The organism is Methylobacterium sp. P1-11 (assembly GCF_008329595.1).
GTDB lineage: Bacteria > Pseudomonadota > Alphaproteobacteria > Rhizobiales > Beijerinckiaceae > Methylobacterium.
In genome coordinates, this window is sequence record NZ_NPKS01000014.1 from 41,420 (window position 1) to 58,389 (window position 16,970).

General features: G+C 68.6%; 16 protein-coding genes and 1 pseudogene. 8 read left to right on the forward strand and 9 right to left on the reverse strand.

The window, feature by feature from the left end; genetic code table 11:
- Positions 1–35: 35 nt before the first annotated feature.
- Positions 36–668, reverse strand: a pseudogene (locus tag CIW48_RS15670) (FliG C-terminal domain-containing protein); the annotation flags it as partial.
- Here CIW48_RS15670 and CIW48_RS15675 point away from each other — a divergent pair.
- The 3 genes from CIW48_RS15675 to CIW48_RS15685 are packed head-to-tail and all read left to right on the forward strand — an operon-like array spanning position 663 to position 3,344.
- On the forward strand, positions 663–1,340 hold the full coding sequence (locus tag CIW48_RS15675) for a hypothetical protein (RefSeq protein ID WP_197739352.1): 678 nt from the start codon (positions 663–665) through the stop codon (positions 1,338–1,340). The pseudogene CIW48_RS15670 and the gene CIW48_RS15675 sit on opposite strands and share 6 nt — an antisense overlap.
- Positions 1,337–2,839, forward strand: coding sequence for a flagellar hook-length control protein FliK (locus CIW48_RS15680; protein WP_149311609.1), 1,503 nt, complete (start codon positions 1,337–1,339; stop codon positions 2,837–2,839). The genes CIW48_RS15675 and CIW48_RS15680 overlap by 4 nt, the downstream gene beginning before the upstream one ends.
- Entirely contained in the window at positions 2,799–3,344 is a 546-nt protein-coding gene (locus tag CIW48_RS15685; RefSeq protein WP_149311610.1) for a transglycosylase SLT domain-containing protein, read from the forward strand. Before CIW48_RS15680 ends, CIW48_RS15685 begins: the two co-directional genes overlap by 41 nt.
- A gap of 329 nt (positions 3,345–3,673) precedes the next feature.
- Here the strand turns inward: CIW48_RS15685 and CIW48_RS15690 are convergent, their stop codons facing one another.
- A complete protein-coding gene (locus CIW48_RS15690; RefSeq protein ID WP_091776416.1) occupies positions 3,674–4,081 on the reverse strand; it encodes a hypothetical protein in 408 nt (135 codons plus the stop codon).
- Between the two features lie 199 nt (positions 4,082–4,280).
- Positions 4,281–4,472, reverse strand: coding sequence for a hypothetical protein (locus CIW48_RS15695; RefSeq protein WP_149311611.1), 192 nt, complete (start codon positions 4,470–4,472; stop codon positions 4,281–4,283).
- 87 nt (positions 4,473–4,559) lie between these two features.
- Here CIW48_RS15695 and CIW48_RS15700 point away from each other — a divergent pair, with 87 nt between their 5' ends.
- The gene (locus CIW48_RS15700) at positions 4,560–4,820 is read left to right on the forward strand and encodes a hypothetical protein (protein WP_149311612.1); all 261 of its coding nucleotides are present in this window, start codon (positions 4,560–4,562) and stop codon (positions 4,818–4,820) included.
- 58 nt (positions 4,821–4,878) lie between these two features.
- On the opposite strand, the gene CIW48_RS15705 is transcribed toward CIW48_RS15700, so the two are convergent.
- Both CIW48_RS15705 and CIW48_RS15710 read right to left on the reverse strand, forming a co-directional pair.
- On the reverse strand, positions 4,879–5,505 hold the full coding sequence (locus CIW48_RS15705; RefSeq protein ID WP_149311613.1) for a cell wall hydrolase: 627 nt from the start codon (positions 5,503–5,505) through the stop codon (positions 4,879–4,881).
- A gap of 142 nt (positions 5,506–5,647) precedes the next feature.
- Positions 5,648–5,974, reverse strand: coding sequence for a multidrug efflux SMR transporter (locus CIW48_RS15710; protein ID WP_149311614.1), 327 nt, complete (start codon positions 5,972–5,974; stop codon positions 5,648–5,650).
- Positions 5,975–6,321: 347 nt separating this feature from the next.
- Here CIW48_RS15710 and CIW48_RS15715 point away from each other — a divergent pair, with 347 nt between their 5' ends.
- Positions 6,322–7,551 carry a serine hydrolase gene (locus tag CIW48_RS15715; protein WP_149311615.1) on the forward strand — a complete coding sequence of 410 codons (1,230 nt, stop codon included), beginning with the start codon at positions 6,322–6,324 and terminating at the stop codon, positions 7,549–7,551.
- Between the two features lie 25 nt (positions 7,552–7,576).
- Here CIW48_RS15715 and CIW48_RS15720 read toward each other — a convergent pair whose 3' ends face one another.
- A complete protein-coding gene (locus CIW48_RS15720) occupies positions 7,577–8,986 on the reverse strand; it encodes a DUF4105 domain-containing protein (RefSeq protein WP_149311616.1) in 1,410 nt (469 codons plus the stop codon).
- A 626-nt stretch (positions 8,987–9,612) separates the two neighbouring features.
- Here CIW48_RS15720 and CIW48_RS15725 point away from each other — a divergent pair.
- Positions 9,613–10,041, forward strand: a complete 429-nt coding sequence (locus CIW48_RS15725; protein ID WP_149311617.1) for a MucR family transcriptional regulator — start codon at positions 9,613–9,615, stop codon at positions 10,039–10,041.
- Between the two features lie 129 nt (positions 10,042–10,170).
- Here the strand turns inward: CIW48_RS15725 and CIW48_RS15730 are convergent, their stop codons facing one another.
- Positions 10,171–11,208 carry a PAS domain-containing protein gene (locus CIW48_RS15730; RefSeq protein ID WP_246695258.1) on the reverse strand — a complete coding sequence of 346 codons (1,038 nt, stop codon included), beginning with the start codon at positions 11,206–11,208 and terminating at the stop codon, positions 10,171–10,173.
- Between the two features lie 796 nt (positions 11,209–12,004).
- Between CIW48_RS15730 and CIW48_RS15735 the strand changes: the two genes are divergently transcribed.
- Positions 12,005–12,940 (forward strand): sugar kinase, encoded by a 936-nt coding sequence (locus CIW48_RS15735; RefSeq protein ID WP_149311618.1) that lies wholly within the window; start codon positions 12,005–12,007, stop codon positions 12,938–12,940.
- A gap of 118 nt (positions 12,941–13,058) precedes the next feature.
- The gene (locus tag CIW48_RS15740; protein WP_173009277.1) at positions 13,059–13,853 is read left to right on the forward strand and encodes a DUF502 domain-containing protein; all 795 of its coding nucleotides are present in this window, start codon (positions 13,059–13,061) and stop codon (positions 13,851–13,853) included.
- Positions 13,854–14,066: 213 nt separating this feature from the next.
- Here CIW48_RS15740 and CIW48_RS15745 read toward each other — a convergent pair whose 3' ends face one another.
- Together CIW48_RS15745 and recG are read right to left on the reverse strand one after the other, a co-directional pair.
- Positions 14,067–14,390 carry a hypothetical protein gene (locus tag CIW48_RS15745; protein WP_149311619.1) on the reverse strand — a complete coding sequence of 108 codons (324 nt, stop codon included), beginning with the start codon at positions 14,388–14,390 and terminating at the stop codon, positions 14,067–14,069.
- A 285-nt stretch (positions 14,391–14,675) separates the two neighbouring features.
- A complete protein-coding gene (gene recG / locus CIW48_RS15750) occupies positions 14,676–16,883 on the reverse strand; it encodes an ATP-dependent DNA helicase RecG (RefSeq protein ID WP_246695259.1) in 2,208 nt (735 codons plus the stop codon).
- Positions 16,884–16,970 lie beyond the last annotated feature (87 nt).

The window sequence follows — 16,970 nt, forward strand, 5'->3', positions numbered from 1 at the left end:
GATCGGGCCGGACCGCCGCGCGACCGGTTCCGGCTCTAGCGGATGTAGGTCTCGTCCATATCGGCCGGGCTGAGTTCAATCTCGCCGCGGGCCGCCATCTCAAGGGCCTGATCGGTGATGAAGCGGCGGGCCTCGAGCACGTCCCGCTGCGTGGCCGGCTCGCCGCCCTCGAGCTCGTGCTCCACGAGGCGCCGGACGCGGGCGGTCAGGGCCGTGAGCACGACGTTGCGCAGCGGTGCACTCGTACCCTTCAGCGCGAGAAGGACCTTCTCGTGTGGGATCTGATCGAACAGGGTCGTGCGCGCGCGGGGCGTAAGATGAATGATGTCGTCGAAAGTAAAAAGCAGGCTTTTCAGGATTTCCGCCGATTTCGGGCGCGACTGCGTGAGATTATCCAGCACCTCCTCCATGCTCTGGCGCTCCATCTTGTTGATGATGTCGGCCATCCGCGAATGGGTGTCCGCCGCGGCGTTGCGCGCGAGGTTGATCATGAAGTCTTCGTGAATCGTCTGCTCGATCATCTTCATCGTGGTCTCGACGATCGGCTTGAATGTGAGCATCCGCCGCATCACGCCGTTGCGCAGCGGGGCTGGCAGCTGCGCCATCACCTTGGCGGCGCAGGCCGGCTTCACCTTGGACAGGATCAGCGCCACCGTCTGGGGGTGCTCCTGCCGGGAACCCTCGCGGAGGAGGGGGCTCTGCGCCGCGAGATCTTCACCCTCGGTCAGGTCGGCGACCTGAAGAAGTTCGAGGCCCTGGCCATCCAGTACCTGCGCCGCTACCCGCACTCGGTCTATGCCGGCAATTTCCGGCAACGCCTCGGCTTCCAGCTGACCCAGTTCAACGTCGGCGAGGACCCGGCGCGCCTCACGGCGATGAACCGGATCCTGAGCGAACTCGACCCCGAGAGCCGGCGGGACCTGTACCTGCTGATTGCCCGGACGGCGATCGGGCAGGGCAAGACGGCCGCGACCCTCCTGATCGCCGACAGGGCGCTGGCGCTCTGCGCGCCCGGGAGCCCGGAAGCGGCCCGGGCCCGACTATACCGGGCAGCGGCCGAGATCGTGAATCTGGCAACATTCAAGTCCGGGCTGCTGACGCTGAGGAACCTGGACCGGTCCAACCTGCCCGCCGGCGACCTGCCCCTTCTCGCGACGGCGCTATCAACGGCCGAGGAGATCGGACGCGGTCTCGGGGGCAGATCACTTACCCCCGAGGCGGAGAGCGCATCCCCGCGGGGCATGCGAGAGGCGTCCGCCGACAGGCCCGACAGCCTGATTCCCAAGGCTCAATCGACAATCGACCACGTCGATCTGCTCCTCAGCAAGGCGCGCCCGTGACCTCGATCACCGCCACGGTTCAGAAATCCATCCCGAAGCTCGATCGGGATGTGGCATCGCCCAATCCAGAGGCTGATCCGCAGGCTGCGCCGGAGGCGTCGCCGAAGCGCGGTTTCGAAGCTGTCATGCGGGCGGCCGCCCGCGCCCCTTCAGCTGCCTCCGCCGATTGGGGTGCAGACGAGGCGGAGGGGACGGACGAGCCCGACTCGATGGCCGGACCCGGAACAGGGTCGGGGACCGTCCTGGCCGTGCCGGCGAGCGACGGTGCCGCAATCCTCGCCGGCATGCTGAGCGCGGCACGCGCGGCCGAAGCTCCGGCCCCGGCCGCACCAACCGAATCCGGGGATGGAATCCAAGGGCCAGCCGGAGCAGCACCGCCCGGTTCCGGGCTCTCCGCTGCAGCCGGGATCGCCGGCGGCCCGGCGGGGTCTGGACTGGACTTCGATGGCGCCACCGATGCGGGGATCGGAGCGGCTGCGCGGGCGGCCTCCGCGCCCCTCGTGCCGGGCGACGAAGCGGGCCTCGGACGCGCACCGGAAGTCGAGGTGGTCGACCGCGCCATCCACTTCGCGCCCGTCCTGTCCCGCGCGATGCCGGCCGCTCCGGTACCCGCCGTCACCGCACCGGGTTCGAGCGGGCCGGCCATCGCCGCAGCGGCAGCAGCCGCGCCGACACACATCGATGCCGCAGCGGGTCCGGCCGTCCGGACCGGATTGCCCGACCTGGCCGCCGCAGCGGCGCCGAAGGTCCCGCTCCTGACCCGGATCGAGCCTGGCCTGCGCCTCGGAGATGGTGCGGCCGGAAGCGGTGCGGTCGAGTCGGACCGAGCGGACGTCCCGGAACTGGAGGACGGCCGCGCGATCGTCAGAATGACAGAACCCGGACATGCCAGGGATGCCCCGGCCTCAGCCGGCCGGCACGCTCTGGCGGACTATCCCGTCTCCGGCCTCCGGGCCGGGGACGGGGCCGAGCCGGGCTCCCCGCTGCTTGGGCTACCGACGATCGTGTCCGCGATCGCGGACGCGATCGACCCTGCAGCCGCCCAGAAGCCGGAACCGCGGATCCACGCTGACCCGACGGTCAGGCCACCTCCGGACGGGCCGCTGCGCATGCTCAGGATCCAGCTCAGGCCGGAGGAACTCGGAACGGTCACGGTGGAGCTGCGGCTCGCGGACGGCCAGCTCGAGACGCATCTGCGCGCCTCGCGACCGGAGACGGCGGCTCTCCTGCATCGGGACGCGGCGATCCTCACCGACCTGCTCAAGCAGGCCAATTACCAGGCTGCCGTAACCGTCGAACCGGCTCGACCGGCCGAGGCCGGGAGCTTTTCAGGAGAGGCCCCGCCACAGGGCCAATCCGCCTTGACGGATGGCGGTGCCCGACCGGGCGACGGTGGGGACAGGCAGCGGCAGGCTGACCAGCGGCCGGCGACCGACAGACGCGACGGGGAGCGGGTGGATGAGACGGTACGTCCTCGCGACGGCGGCGTTTATCTGTAGCGCCGTCCCGGCCACCGCGAATGTGTGCGAGGCCGAGATGGGCCGCGCCTCGACCCGTTACGGTGTCCCCCTCGGCGTCCTCTATGCGGTCGGCCTCACGGAGACAGGCAAGCGCGGCTCCCTGCAACCCTATGCCATGAACATCGCCGGGGCGGCCTATTTCGCGACCGGGCCACAGGATGTGCTCGCCCACTTCACCGAGGCGCGCCGCAGGGGGGTGCGCCTGATCGATCTCGGCTGCATGCAGATCAATCACCACTATCACGGCGGCAAGTTCGGCTCGGTCGAGGCCATGATCGACCCGCACGCGAACGTGGATTACGCAACGCAATTCCTGCGGGATCTGAAGCAGCGCGAGGGCAGCTGGACCATGGCCGTGGCGCGCTACCATGCCGGTCCGCACAACAACGCCGCGCAGAAGATCTATATCTGCCGGGTCGTGGCGAACATGGTCGCGACGGGCTTCGGCCAGTGGACACCGGCCGCGGCGCGCTTCTGTCGGTGATGCTCCGGGGACGGCGGGAATGCGGACCGGCGCGGCTCAGGGAACCAACGGAAAGACCCGTGTCTTTCGGCAGAGGCGACCCGCCGCCTGCCGATCATCAAACCGGAAAGCGGTCTTCGTCCGTTTACCGGCCTGGAGAAGCCGCATGATCGTCGCCCCAGACCCGCCGCAGGGGCCATCCGGGAAGACAGCCCTGCTGATCGCCCTCACCCTCACGGCCGTTGCCGCCGCCGCCTACGTCCTGATCCACATGGACTAACCCGGCCGGCCACCGCGACGGCAGGCGTTCGACACAGGAGAGGGCGGCGAATGGAGGCTCCGCGCCGCCCCTACAGGGTCCGACAGGTCCCGTAGCTGACCTTCACCTCTTGGCGCTCCTCGGGGTTGAGCTGCGCCTCGACGAAGTTCATCCTGTTCAGATCGATCAGCAGGAAATAGACACCGTTCTGACATTTGATCGCGTTGCGCGGCGTGCGCTCATTCAGCCGCGGCGAGGCGGGCTGACATTCGTAATAGTCGGAGCGTCCCGCTGAGATCACGGTGAGCAGACCGCCGCTGGAGACCACCGAGAACGTCCGGGCCTTGCGGGGCTGCGGCTTCGCCTCTTCAGAGGTGGCGGCATCGAGCCTGACCGACGCTTCCTCTGTGCACGTCATCGGACGGCGCAGCTGGGAGATCGAGGGCGTGATGCTCAGCAGGAGGAGCGCACCAGCGAGCGCTACCCGTTTCGCGATCATCGGCGAAGGACCCGTGATTCGTGGGTAGTTTCTACCGACAAGCTAGGCCGTTAGCTCGCGGTGTAAATGCCGCTCGCTTAGATGGATAGGCCGATCAACAGATTTGAGGCCCCTTCCATTGCATGGTTCCAATGATTACGGATCGGATCCGGCTCCTCCGATGACCGGCGACCCGGCTTTAACGGCGGCGAACAGGGCTCTATTCCTCCACCGCATCCGGATTGTCGTTGGCGGCCGTAGCGGAGTCGCGGCGCGCCGCGATCTCCGTGCCGATCTCCATGAGCAGCAGCCGGGACAGGAGCCGCATCGTCGTCGTACCATGCGCGGCCAAGAGCTGATGGGCCGCAATCGCCGCCTCCACCATGCGGTCAAAACCGTCGTCGTCGGACATGGCGGGGCAGTAACCTGGTTGAATGCCGAGCATACAACTTAAAGGCAAGGATCCGGTTCGACTGACGGCGCAGAAACAGGATTCCCCATGATCCCGACCGTCCAAGCCGACGCTCTGCTGGGGAGACTGGCCCAGGCACTCGGGAGGCCGGCCGATATATTCGTCCAGGAATTGGGGTCCGAATCCGGAGACTCGTCCGGACTGGATTGCGACGTGCTGCCGGCCCTGGAACTGCCCCGCCTTTGGGATGCACTGCGGGAGCCGCGGAGCCGGCAACGGGTGCTGGCGGCGGCCCGGCAGGAGGCCCGGAACCCGCACGCGATCCGCGCGGAGGAGGCAGCCGGCTGATCGGAACGCGGTCGCGCGGCCTCCCTCAAAGCGGGGCGATCAGATCACGCGTGCTCGATCAATGGCCGACAGCCAGCGGCGCGGGCACAGCCGCGAAGGTCAAGGCCGTCGCGGGGAGGGCGGGCGTGGCCGGCTTGTCCTGCTGACCCGGCTTCTCCTGCTTCTCCAGCTTGACCGTTTGCCTGTCGCGCTTCTCATAGAAGGCGTTGCCGCCGGCGACGGCCACGTAGTGCATGTTTGTGTAGGGGAAGCGGTGGCCCGCGGTGTGGAAGTACATCGCCTTCCCGACCTTCGGGTGGCGCTCGCCGGCCAGGACGGCGTCGGCGGCATCGGCGACCTTCAGCAAGTCCTTCTCCTGCATTGGCTTTGTGAGCACGCCCGGCGCGAATTGTCCCGGCTGCCCGACCACCGCGCAGATGCCGCCCGGGAAGATCGCGTTCTCGAGCCGGTTCATGACCACCGTGCCGACGGCGACCAGCCCGTCGCTGTCGCTCCGATTCGATTCGAAGTACATGGCGCGGCCGAGACAATCGCGCTCGGCGTCGCTGACGGCCATCGGCGGCTTGCGGTCGGGGATCGATCCCGTCGTGAGCACCGGCGACGCGGTGTTGCAGGCCCCCAGGCCGCCGGTCGCCGCCAGAACGATCAGTGCAGAACCGACCTTCGTCCTCTCGCTACCCTGCATGCATCCGCGCTCCGTGCTCCTCCAGCCTGACCCGTCGGGCGGTGTTCCGCTCCGACCGGACGAAGGCCAAGCTTGACGGCACGTTCGCGGCGAGGATGTGGCGGGGGCGTCCCGTTTCGGGACCGGCCTGGCCCCGGGAGCCTCAGTGCTGGCCCTGGCCGGCGGCCAGGATAGTCACGCCCACGGCGATCACCCCGATGCCCGCCAGCATCGTCGGGTTGATCGCCTCGCCGTACAGCCACGCACCGCCAAGCGCCGCGCCGATCATGCCGATTCCCGACCAGATCGCGTAGACGACGCCGATCGGCAGCATGTCCATGCTGGTCGACATCAGCCAAAGGGCAGTGCCGTATCCGAGGGCCACGATCACCGTCGGCCCCGGGCGGGTGAGACCCTCGGCGGCCTTCAATGCCAGGGTGGCGGTGACCTCCGCGCCGATGGCGAGCCCGAGGATCAGGTACGGATTCATGGCGCGGCGAACTTTCAGGCTGCACAGGCTGGTGAGGCGGGCGACTGAGGCGTGTAGAACCAGGTTCGAATCGGACGCCCGAGCAGACGGAGAGGCGTGGGCCGGCCGAACTCTGCTTCGAAGCGGCCGCAGGACATCGGCGGCCGCGGCCCGATACAAGGCCACAGATCCATGAACATTTCCGAACCGGCGCCTCGGACTTTCGCGGGCAACGAACAAGGCGCGCCGCGACCGGACGCGGGGCACAGGGGGCTTTCGTTAATGCCTCCTGATCATGGTGGCGGCGCGCCGTCCCGCCGCGGGGTCGGCGGTGCGACAGCGACGATCCAGAGCGACACAGATCCAGCATGACCGCGTCCTCGGCGACCCCGGATTCTCCGGCCCGCACACGCCGGGGCCGCCGGTGGGGCGTGATTGCGACAGCCGGCGGTGCCGCCGTTGCGGGCTGCGCCTGGACCGCCGCCGCGCTGATCAACGTCCCCGACCCCGTCACCCTGACGGCGCTCGCGGTCATCGAGCCGTCGTCGGTGGGCACGTGGTTCCCGAGCCGGATCGTCCAGGCCCCCGCACGGGCGAGCGACCTGCCGGCCCGGCCGCGCCCGATCGTCGACCGCGTCCCTTGGAAGGGAAAAGCGGTTCCGCTGATGACGGTGCTGGAGGCGACCCACACCAATGCCTTCCTGGTGGTGCAGGACGGCGCCCTGATCCACGAATGGCAGCGCGCGGGCACCGGACCGGACACGCTGTTTCCGTCGTGGTCGGTGGCGAAGTCCATCGTCTCGCTGCTGGTCGGCGCCGCAGTGGCGAGGGGCCAGCTCGCCGAGACCGACCGCGTCTCGGCCCTCCTGCCCGACCTGAAGAACGGGGCCGTCTTCGGCCAGATCACCGTGCGCAATCTCCTCGACATGGCGAGCGGGATCGCGGTGCCGGAGAATTACGATCCCCGGCATCCCCTGACCGGCACCGCCGGGATGTACCTGACGCGCGACATCACGGCCTTCGTGCGCGACAACGCGCATCTGGCGTTCAAGCCCGGCAGCAAGGGCCGCTACCGCAGCATCGATACCGAGCTGCTCGGCCTGATCCTCGCCCGGGCCGAGGGCAAGCCGCTGGCCGACATCCTCTCGGAGCGGATCTGGAAGCCGATGGGCGCCCAGGCCGACGCCACCTGGAACCTCGACCGGCCCGACGGCATCGAGAAGGCGTTCTGCTGCATCAACGCGACGGCCCGCGACTTCGCCCGCCTCGGCCTGCTGGTGGCGGATCAGGGCCGGTCGGGCGCCAACCGCATCATACCGGCCCGCTGGATCGAACGGATCATGACGCCGGCCCGGCGCGACGTCGACGGCTGGCAGTACTCGGCCCAGTGGTGGCATGCGCCGGGCGGCGAGGACGACGACATCTCCGCGATCGGCGTCTACGGGCAGTACATCTACGTGAACCAGAAGACCGGCACGGTGATCGTGAAGCTCAGCGACCACGGCGCAGAGCAGGACGAGATCGACACGCTGACTGTGATGCAGACCATCGCGACCGATCTCGCCAGCGGTCGCACCGCCGCCGGCAGGGACCCTTGAGCGGGTGGCCGCGACCGGGACTTGATCAGGCCTCCGTCGGGCCGCCCCCCGGCACGGAGGGCTCCCGGACGACCGGGGTCAGCGCCGTCAGGCCCCGTACCCGCCAGTTGCGCAGGAGCCGCCACCCGACCCGCTTCCACGCGATCGACGGCACCGGCGAGGCCGGATCGACGAGGGCGCTGAGCGCCCGCGTATAGTCGAGCACCAGGCCGGGGGTCCACGTCATGGAGCGGGCCCCGTTGCGCAGGAAGGCCGCAGCCCAGAATTCCGGCGTGGTCAGCGCCGCGGCGAGCTGCCGCCAGGGATGACCGCCCCGGCTGAACGCACCCTCGACGGCGATATCCAGCGCCCGGGCGACCGTGGTGGAGCAGTTGCGGCTGATGAAATTGTAGGTGGTGTCGACGCTGTAACGCGCCCAGAACGCCCGCAGCCGGGCGGCGTCGATGCCGTTCAGGGTCACCGCCACGGTCGCCGGGCACCAATCCGCCACCTCCGCCGCGTGGGAGGGTAGGAAGCGCCCGGGCACGTCGTTCTCGGGACCGGCGCGCAGGCTCGAGCGCAGATTGGTGGGCGAGCGGTCGATCTCCACCGCGGGATAGTGGCTGATATAGAGGTCGTCGCCCTGCTGCAGGGCGGCGTGGCCGGTGGAGAACCGCCCGGCCTTGTCGACGGAGGCGACGTAGCGCCGGAGCAGCCGCTGGCCGGCCGGCGTGGTCGCCTGCCCGGTGGGGGTCCAGACATAGACCGTCAGGCTACCGGCCTCGGCGTCGCTGACGGACACGGCCGGCTCGGCGGTGCCCAGGCGGCGGGTGCGCAGGCCGACCAGAGCGAGGTTGGCCCCGTTCAGGATCAGGAACATCCCGATGCAGTAGCCCACCGTGCCGGCATACCAAGTCGGCCAGGGCTGGAGATGGAACAGGCCGAAGGCAATGCTGAGGCCGCCGAGGGCCACCGACATCCGCCAGCCGGAAAACTTCAGCAGGCTCGCGATCGTGATTCGGACCAGTCCGTCGGCCACGAAGGCGATGCCGAAGATCATGGCGAGCAGGAAGGTGCTGTGCCGCGTGGCCATCATGATCAGCACGGCCATGACCGACAGTAGCGCCCCCTTGGCGAGGCGCAGGCGGCGTGCGGCGCCGATTGCGGATGCACCGACGGCGAGGGAACTCATGCCCTCGGCAAGCAGGATCAGGCCGAACCACCGGTCCGGCACGTGGAGCGCACCGTCAAGGGAATCGATCACCACGAGGATGCCGAGCGACGACCACAGCAGCCCCATGGCGACGATGAGGTGCCAGTGGCGGCGGACCGCGGACCGCCCGACGAGCAGCATCCAGAGGGGCGCCATCCGGCTGCCCGCCTCCGCGACGCCCGGTCCGGCCGCCTCAAGCGCCGAGAGCGTGCGCGGGATGGAGGTCGAACACGGTCCGGACATTTAGGGTCGCCCTCGAAAGCGTGCGCCGACGAGCCTCTCGCACAGATGCCGCCGTGCCGTCACGGCCGGAGGGAGGCTCCCGACAAGCGAGAGTTTCGCGAAGCGCCCGGGCCGCACGATCCACGACTTGCCTGATGACTTTGTTAATCGCGGCCTTGGCCAGGCGCCAGCGCCGGCGCGCCGGCCGCGGATAACTTTGACGAGGCCCGGGATCCTGCCGCGCCCCGCCTCCCGAAAGCTCGCAGGCCGCAGCGCAACCCTCTCGCGGCGGGGCAGCATCCCTGATCGACCCATATCGCCACGACTGATTCGCACGATCGCAGCCTGTCATCGCGCGCTCGTTCGAAGTCATCGCCGACAGGACGCCGAACCAAATTCCAACGCTGCACAATATTTGCGACGACGTCGAAGCAGGACAACCTCATGTTGCTTCAGAAGAACAGAAAACGTTCAAAGAACATCTTGAGATAAACTCTGGACGAATTGACAAGTCTTTGTATAGTTACGTGCCAATCTTGGCAGACTCGAAGCAGTTTGGCGCATGATTGGGCGATAAATGCCGATCAAACCCTCGGCTTTATCGATGCGTCAACCTCTGTACCTCGACTCTCTGTATTGGGGGATCCATGAATACGATCGATTTGAATGAAAAGACTTCAGATCTGAATACAGACCTGATCAAGTGCACGGCATCACTGGTTGCGGCCTACGTGTCCCGCACTGTGGTGGGTGTGGGCGATCTTCCGGTTCTGATCGACCAGGTACACACGGCCATCTCGGTGCTTCAGGGAAGCGCCTCGGGATCTGGTCCGGGCTGGACCGGTCCAACCGCGGCACAGATCGAGTCCTCGATCCAGCAGGATGGCCTGATCAGCTTCATCGACGGCCGGTCCTACAAGACGCTGAAGCGTCACCTCACGGCACACGGCCTCACGCCGGAGCGTTACCGGGCCAAGTACGGCCTGCCCGCCGACTACCCGATGGTCGCCCCGGGCTACGCCGCCAAGCGCTCGGAGATCGCCAAGGCGATCCAACTCGGCCACAAGGCGGCCTGAGGTGAAGCGGCCTGCCCCGCCCTCCGTCGGCGGCCCGGCCGGGGCGCCATCGGAAGCGGGCGCGGGAGCGCATGACGGCGGATCGCCTGATCCGCCCGTCCCGGTCTCCGCGCTGGGGCTGGGGGCCCCTCACGGCGGCCCACGCGCGGAGTCGGGCTCCGGTGCGGCGCGACAGGACGGATCCCGCGCATTCGCCGGTCGGGCGCGGGTGTCGCTCAGATCCGGGCGACCGCCAGGGTCCCATCGTCGATGGCAATGAAGCGGACACCCGCCCGGCGCAGCGCCTCGACCGCCTGCAAGCGGGAGCGGCTTCCCCGATGCTCGCTGTCCTCCTCCAGACGCCGCACCGTGGAATGCGACAGGCCGCTGGCCTGGGCGAGATTCATCATCGACCAGTCGAGGAGAGCCCGCGGCCCGCAGGTGATGCCCCGTCACGGACTGCTCAAGGCCCTCCTGCAGGGCGACCGTGGGCGGGACGTGGTTGCGGACAGGATATTTGAGTCCGCAGCGGCCCAGATAGGTCCCGTCCGGATCCCAGACCGGCATCGTCAGGATCCGGAAGTGCCAGAGATCGCCGTTGGCGAGGCGCTCGTGGGCCGTCCGCTGGAAGAAGGCCCGGCGCTCGATCTGCTCCAGAGCCGCCGCCCGGAAGGCCTCGCGCTCTTCAGGAACGATCAGGAGATACGGCTCGGCGCAGATCTCCTCGATCGGGAGGCCGTGGACCTGGGAGACGGCGATCGGGATGTCCCGGATGAGGTCGAGCCCCATCGAGAAGGTCGTGATGTGCTCCGTGAGATAGAGCGCGCCCTGCCGGCGGCGCTCCTCGTGCCGCAGACGGGCCATCTGCTCGCGGTCGCTCACGTCGAGCGCCGTGCCATTGAGCGCGACAGGTCGCCCTTCCGCCGAGAACCGCACCTCCATCGTCAGGGAGAGGGTGCGCACCGTGCCGTTCGTTCGGATCACCCGGACGATGACCTCGCGCGGGACGTGTCCCTGCCGGATATCGGCCATCGCCGGCATCAGGTGCCGGTCCTCCGGATGGATCAGGCTCAGCAACAGGTCATAGCGCGCCTTCGCGGCATTCGGAGCGAGCCCGAGCAGCCGGTAGAACCCCGGAGACCAGACCTGCTCCCCGCCGGCGAAAACCCAGCTCCAGGCACCGCTCATTCCCCGACTTTCCGTGAGAGTCAGGAACTCTCCCGAAGAAAACGTCAGAGCACTCAAAGCACTATGGAACATCTCGGCACCGCATAATCTGTGTCATCATATTTTCTGTTCCAACACAAGAACTTTCCGGCATAAAATTCAAAATAATTTCAAACATGTTACGCAAAGTTAGACACATCTTTGCTCACATCATCGTTCCATGCGATAAATCCCAAATATAACAATTGCGAATATTATCTATTTTCGCGCGCATACACTTTTCTTCCATACTCGACGACAAGGGCGGAGCGACGTCCCGGATCTCCCCCTGAAACTCGGGCGAGCGCGGCCGGACACCGCCCAGCAGCGGCGCGACCAACACCCGCTCGAAATCAGCCGCACGTGCGAACACCGCTTTGGCCGATTTCGTGTTTCAGATTTATGATTGTTCACGAAATTTTTTAATATATCGAACAGCACACGACTTCATAATCTGAGTTTTCGATTTCTCTTATGCCGATTTATTGTTCATGATTATTGCTGAATACATCTTAATGACAGAAATTTAACCAGCAAAAAAGCTATGATCATACCCATTCGTGAGCGACATATCATTTCTCATTGCATTCCGCTCCCGAGCGCGCCTATCGGCTCACCTGCTTGCCGGACGGCGCGGACAAGTGCGGATCCGGAATCCAGGCGCCCGCCTGGGACCCGCTCCTTGCCGGATCGACCCGGCGAGACCGGGACCGGCGGGCAATTGACAGGTCGGGCCGAACAATGCGGGGAGACAGGGTCGCGCACCGGGAGGAACCGCATGAGGGTCGCCTGCATCGGCGAGTGCATGGTCGAACTGTCCGAGCGCCCGGACGGAAATCTGGTCCGGGGCTTCGGCGGCGACACGCTGAACACCGCGCTCTACCTCGCGCGCCTCGGCGTCGCGGTCGATTACGTGACGGCGCTGGGCGACGATATCTGGAGCGACGAGATGGCGGCCGCTTGGGCGCGCGAGGGCATCGGGCTCGAGCAGGTCCGGCGGCTGCCGGGCCGGATGCCGGGCCTCTACATCATCCGCACGGATGCCGACGGCGAGCGCAGCTTCCACTACTGGCGCGACCGCGCCGCCGCCCGGGACCTCTTCACCGAACCGCGCGCCGCCGAGACCGAGGCGGAACTCGCACGCTACGACCTCGTCTACCTGTCCGGCATCAGCCTCTCGCTCTACGGCGAGGACGGGCGCGCCGCCCTGTTCGAGACCCTGTCACGCCTGCGGGACCGGGGCGGCCGGGTCGCCTTCGACACCAACTACCGCCCCCGCGGCTGGCCCAACCGGGACGAGGCCTGGGCGGCCTTCCGCACGGCCCTGGCTCTGGCCGACCTGATCTTCGCCTCGGCGGAGGATCTGGACTGGCTCTTCGGCCCGACAGGCGAGGACGAGGTCCTGCGCCACCGTAGCCGGGCGGAGATCGTGCTCAAGACCTCGGACGGATCCGGCCCCGCCGCCCGGGTTCTGCACGACACAGGTGACACCTCCGTGCCGGCCGGGCGGGCGGCGCAGGTCGTCGACACGACGGCCGCGGGCGACAGTTTCGCTGCGGGCTACCTCGCCGCGCGTCTCGCCGGGCTGGCACCGGAGGCCGCCGCCGCCGAGGCGCATCGCCTGGCCGGGGCGGTCATCGGGCATCGCGGTGCCGTGATTCCGCGGGAGGCGATGCCGGTTCTCGCCTTTCGGAAGCCTGGCCCAGGCGCCTGAGGGTCGCCGGGCCAGGGGAGCCCACCCTTGAGGCGGACAAGCGCAACCGCTACCTCTGCCATCGGGGGAGGATCCCCGCAGCTTCATCGCCGCGCGTGGTGCGGCCGAGAGGGCACCCGTGGCGCTGAGTCCCCCGCCGATCCAGGTCCCCGAGCCCGACGCCGCTGCGGCGGGCGGCGCCCCGAAAACGCGGGTCAGTGCACGCGGCCGGCTGCGCACCTACTTCCTCACCGGCATCATCGTGGCCGGCCCGCTGGCGATCACCGCCTACATCACGTGGTGGTTCATCGCGCTGATCGATTCCTTCGTGAAGCCGCTCGTGCCGACGAGCTACCTGCCGGACCATTACCTGCCGTTCTCGATCCCGGGGCTGGGCCTCGTCATCGCGTTCCTGGCGGTGACGCTGCTCGGCTTCCTCACGGCCAACCTCGTGGGTCGGTCGGTGATCGAGTTCGGCGAGGTCCTGCTGGCGCGGACGCCGGTGATCTCGGGCCTCTACAAGGGGCTGCGGCAGATCTTCGAGACGCTGTTCTCGGCCAACGGCACCTCGTTCCGCACGGTGGGGCTGGTGGAGTTCCCGGTGAAGGGTACGTGGTCGGTGGTGTTCCTGTCCGCCCCCGCGGCGCCGGACATCGAGGGCGCGCTGCGCGCCCGGGGCGCCGCCGCGGACGAACTCGTCGGCGTCTTCCTGCCCTGCGCACCCAATCCGACCACGGGTTTCTTCTTCTACCTGCCGCGGGCCGAGGTGGTGGAACTCCACATCAGCGTCGACGACGCGGCCAAGCTGGTGATGTCGGCGGGAGTGATCCAGCCGGAGGACCCGCAAGGGCGCCTCAACGCCATGGCGGCGTCCCTGCGGGCGGCTCATCAGGCGGGCGGCCCGGCACCGCGACGGGAGCCCCAGGACGCGTGAGGGCGTCCCAGCCGGAGACAACAGGTGGGTCTGTCCCATCCTCCAGCTCATCCGGACGCGCCGCGTTGCGAAGGCCCCCAGGATGAGGTTGCGGGTTGGACGAACGTTGTTCAAGCCGTTGCGTCCCGTGATCGGGAAGCACGATCGGCTATGAAAAAAGGCCGCCTCGCGCGAGCGAGGCGACCCTCAAGCCTTCACACTGCCGGAAGCGGCTCAGCGCTGCAGCGAGGCCGTCTGCGGCGCGATGGTCGGCGGGGTTGCCTGCGCAACCGTCACGGCATTGCGGGGCGCCGTCGGGCCCCAGCCTGCGGCGCATTGCAAGGTGAGGGCGAGGCCCAGCGCGATGCAGAGCCCGTTTGCGGCCAGCCAGAAGGGGCGGGCGGCCCGGCGCACGGCGGCCTGCAGCTCGTCCGCGGTCTTGCTCGCCGCCTCGGCGGCCCCATCCGAGATCGGCAGAAGCCAGGGCTCAGTCGGCAGGGCGTGGGCACCGGCCATCTCGTGGGAGCCCGGCAGGCCTTGGAACAGTCCGTTCGACATGTCCGTCCTCCAGATTCGTCCGTGATGTCCCGGCTTACCGGGCCATTCGTTCATCTCCAGTTAAGGGAAGAATGTGGCTGATGCAAGGTCACGAGGCCTGTCCGGAGCCGGCCGGACCGCCCGCACGGCGCTGCCAAGCTTCAGAGGGCCCAGGCTAAGCGCCTGATCATCTTCATCTTTTCAGGAAGTCTGTGACATCGCCGCATCGAACTACCGATCTGGCTGGTCGGGCCCGATGCCGGGTCCAGCCATTCAGGAACGCCGGACTTTCCTGAACGACTCCGTTCATCCGGCCCCGATCAGCCGGATCGCAGCCTCCCGCTCGAACAGGTAGAGTAGGGCTCGGAGCGCCTGCCCCCGCGGGCTCTTCAGCCCAGGATCGCGCTCCACGATCATCCGCGCGTCGTCGCGGGCCGCCTCCAGAAGGGCGGCGTCGCTCTCCAGCCGCGCCAGCCGGAACGCAGCCATGCCGGATTGCCGCGTGCCGAGCACCTCGCCCTCGCCGCGCAGCTTCAGGTCGGCCTCGGCGATGCGGAAACCGTCCTCGCTCGCGCGCATCATCTCCAGCCGGGCCCGGGACACCTGCCCGAGTGGGCCCCGGTAGAGCAGCAGGCAGGAGGAGGCCTTGGAGCCGCGCCCGACCCGGCCGCGGAGCTGGTGCAGCTGCGCCAGACCGAACCGCTCCGCATGCTCGATCACCATGATGGTGGCCTCGGGCACGTCGACCCCGACCTCCACCACCGTTGTCGAGACCAGGAGCTTGGTCTCACCGGCGGCGAACCGTCCCATGGCGGCGTCCTTCTCGGGACCCGGCATCTTGCCGTGGATCAGCCCGACGGCATCGCCGAAATGCTTCCGCAGGTCGTTGAAGCGCTCGGCCGCAGCGGCGAGGTCGACGAACTCCGATTCCTCGACCAGCGGGCAGATCCAGTAGACCCGCTCGCCACCGGCGATCGCCCGGGCGAGGCCGGCCACGACCTCGTCGATCCGCTCGGTCGGCAGCGTGATCGTGCGGATCGGCTGCCGGCCGGCGGGCTTTTCGTCGAGGATCGACACGTCCATGTCGCCGAAGAAGGTCAGCGCCAGGGTGCGGGGGATCGGCGTCGCGGTCATGACCAGGAAGTCCACCGCCTCGCCCTTGGCGCCGAGCGCCAGGCGCTGGTGGACGCCGAACCGGTGCTGCTCGTCCACCACCGCGAGGCCGAGATCGCGGAAGGTCACCGCCTCCTGGAAGAGGGCGTGGGTGCCGACCAGGATGTCGATCTCGCCGGCGGCGAGGTCGGCGAGCGTGCTCTTGCGCTCGGCGGCGCGGTCGCGCCCGGTCATGAGGCGCAGGCGCAGGGACCCCGCCAGCGGCTTCAGCCGCTCGAAATGCTGCCGCGCCAGGATCTCCGTGGGCGCCATCAAGGCGGCCTGGCGCCCGGCCTCCACGGCCGAGGCCATGGCGAGCAGCGCCACCGCGGTCTTGCCCGAGCCGACATCGCCCTGGAGCAGGCGCAGCATCCGCCGGGGCGCGGCGAGGTCGGCGCGAATCTCCGCCACCGCCCGGGCCTGGGCGCCGGTCAGCGCGAAGGGGAGGGTGGATTCGATGCGTGCGCTCAAGGCCCCGTCCCCGGCATTGATGCGGCCGGCCTTGCGCCGCTGGCGGGCGCGCAGGAGCGCCAGGGCCAGCTGCGAGGCGAGGAGTTCGTCGTAGGCGAGCCGCTTCCGGGACGGCGTCGCGGGCGGCGGCTGGAGCGGATCCTCGGCCTTCGGGGGCGCCTCCTCGGGGCGGTGCTCGAGGCGGAGCGCGTCCGCGAAGGCGGGCAGGCGGTTCCGCTCCAGCCAGGCCGGGTCCTGCCATTCCGGCAGGACCGGCAGCCGGTCGAGGGCCGCGACCGCGAGCTTGTTGATCGCCCGCGAGGTCAGCCCCTCGGTGGCGCCGTACACCGGCTCGACGGCGGGCAGCTCGGCGAGCCCCGCCTCGTCGACGATCCGCGACGGGTGGACCATCTGGCGGGTGCCGTCCCACAGGTCGATCCGGCCGGTGATGTAGCGATGCGCGCCGAGCGGCAGCATCTTCTCAACCCGGCCGCGGGGCATGCCGAAGAAGACCAGTGATATGTCGCCGGAGGCATCCTCCACCTGCACCCGGTGCGGGCGCTTGCCCGATCCGATCTGGGCCGGGCGGTGCGCCACCACGGTGACGCCGATCGTCACCGGCTCGCCGGTCGGCGCCTCGCTGATCGAGCCCATGAGCTTCCGCGCCACGCCGCCCTGGGGCAGGTGGAAGAGCAGGTCCACGACCCGCGCCTCGCGCTCGGGGGTGCCGAGCAGCTTCTCGATGAGTGGCGCCATCTTCGGCCCGATCCCCGGAAGGGCCCGGGCCGGCGCGAAGAGCGGATCGAGGATGCTCGGCCGCAGGGCAGGCGCGGGGGCGGCCTCCCCGCCCGGCTCGTCGGCCGCGTCGGGGTCGTTCAAGGCCGGATCCTGAGGCGCGCGTGCATCTGTCATGACGGTTCGGCGGACATGGTGCCGGAGGCGCCTTATCATCCGGTGCATCCCGGCGCGCCAGTGCGTCAGGATGGAGACCGACCCCGG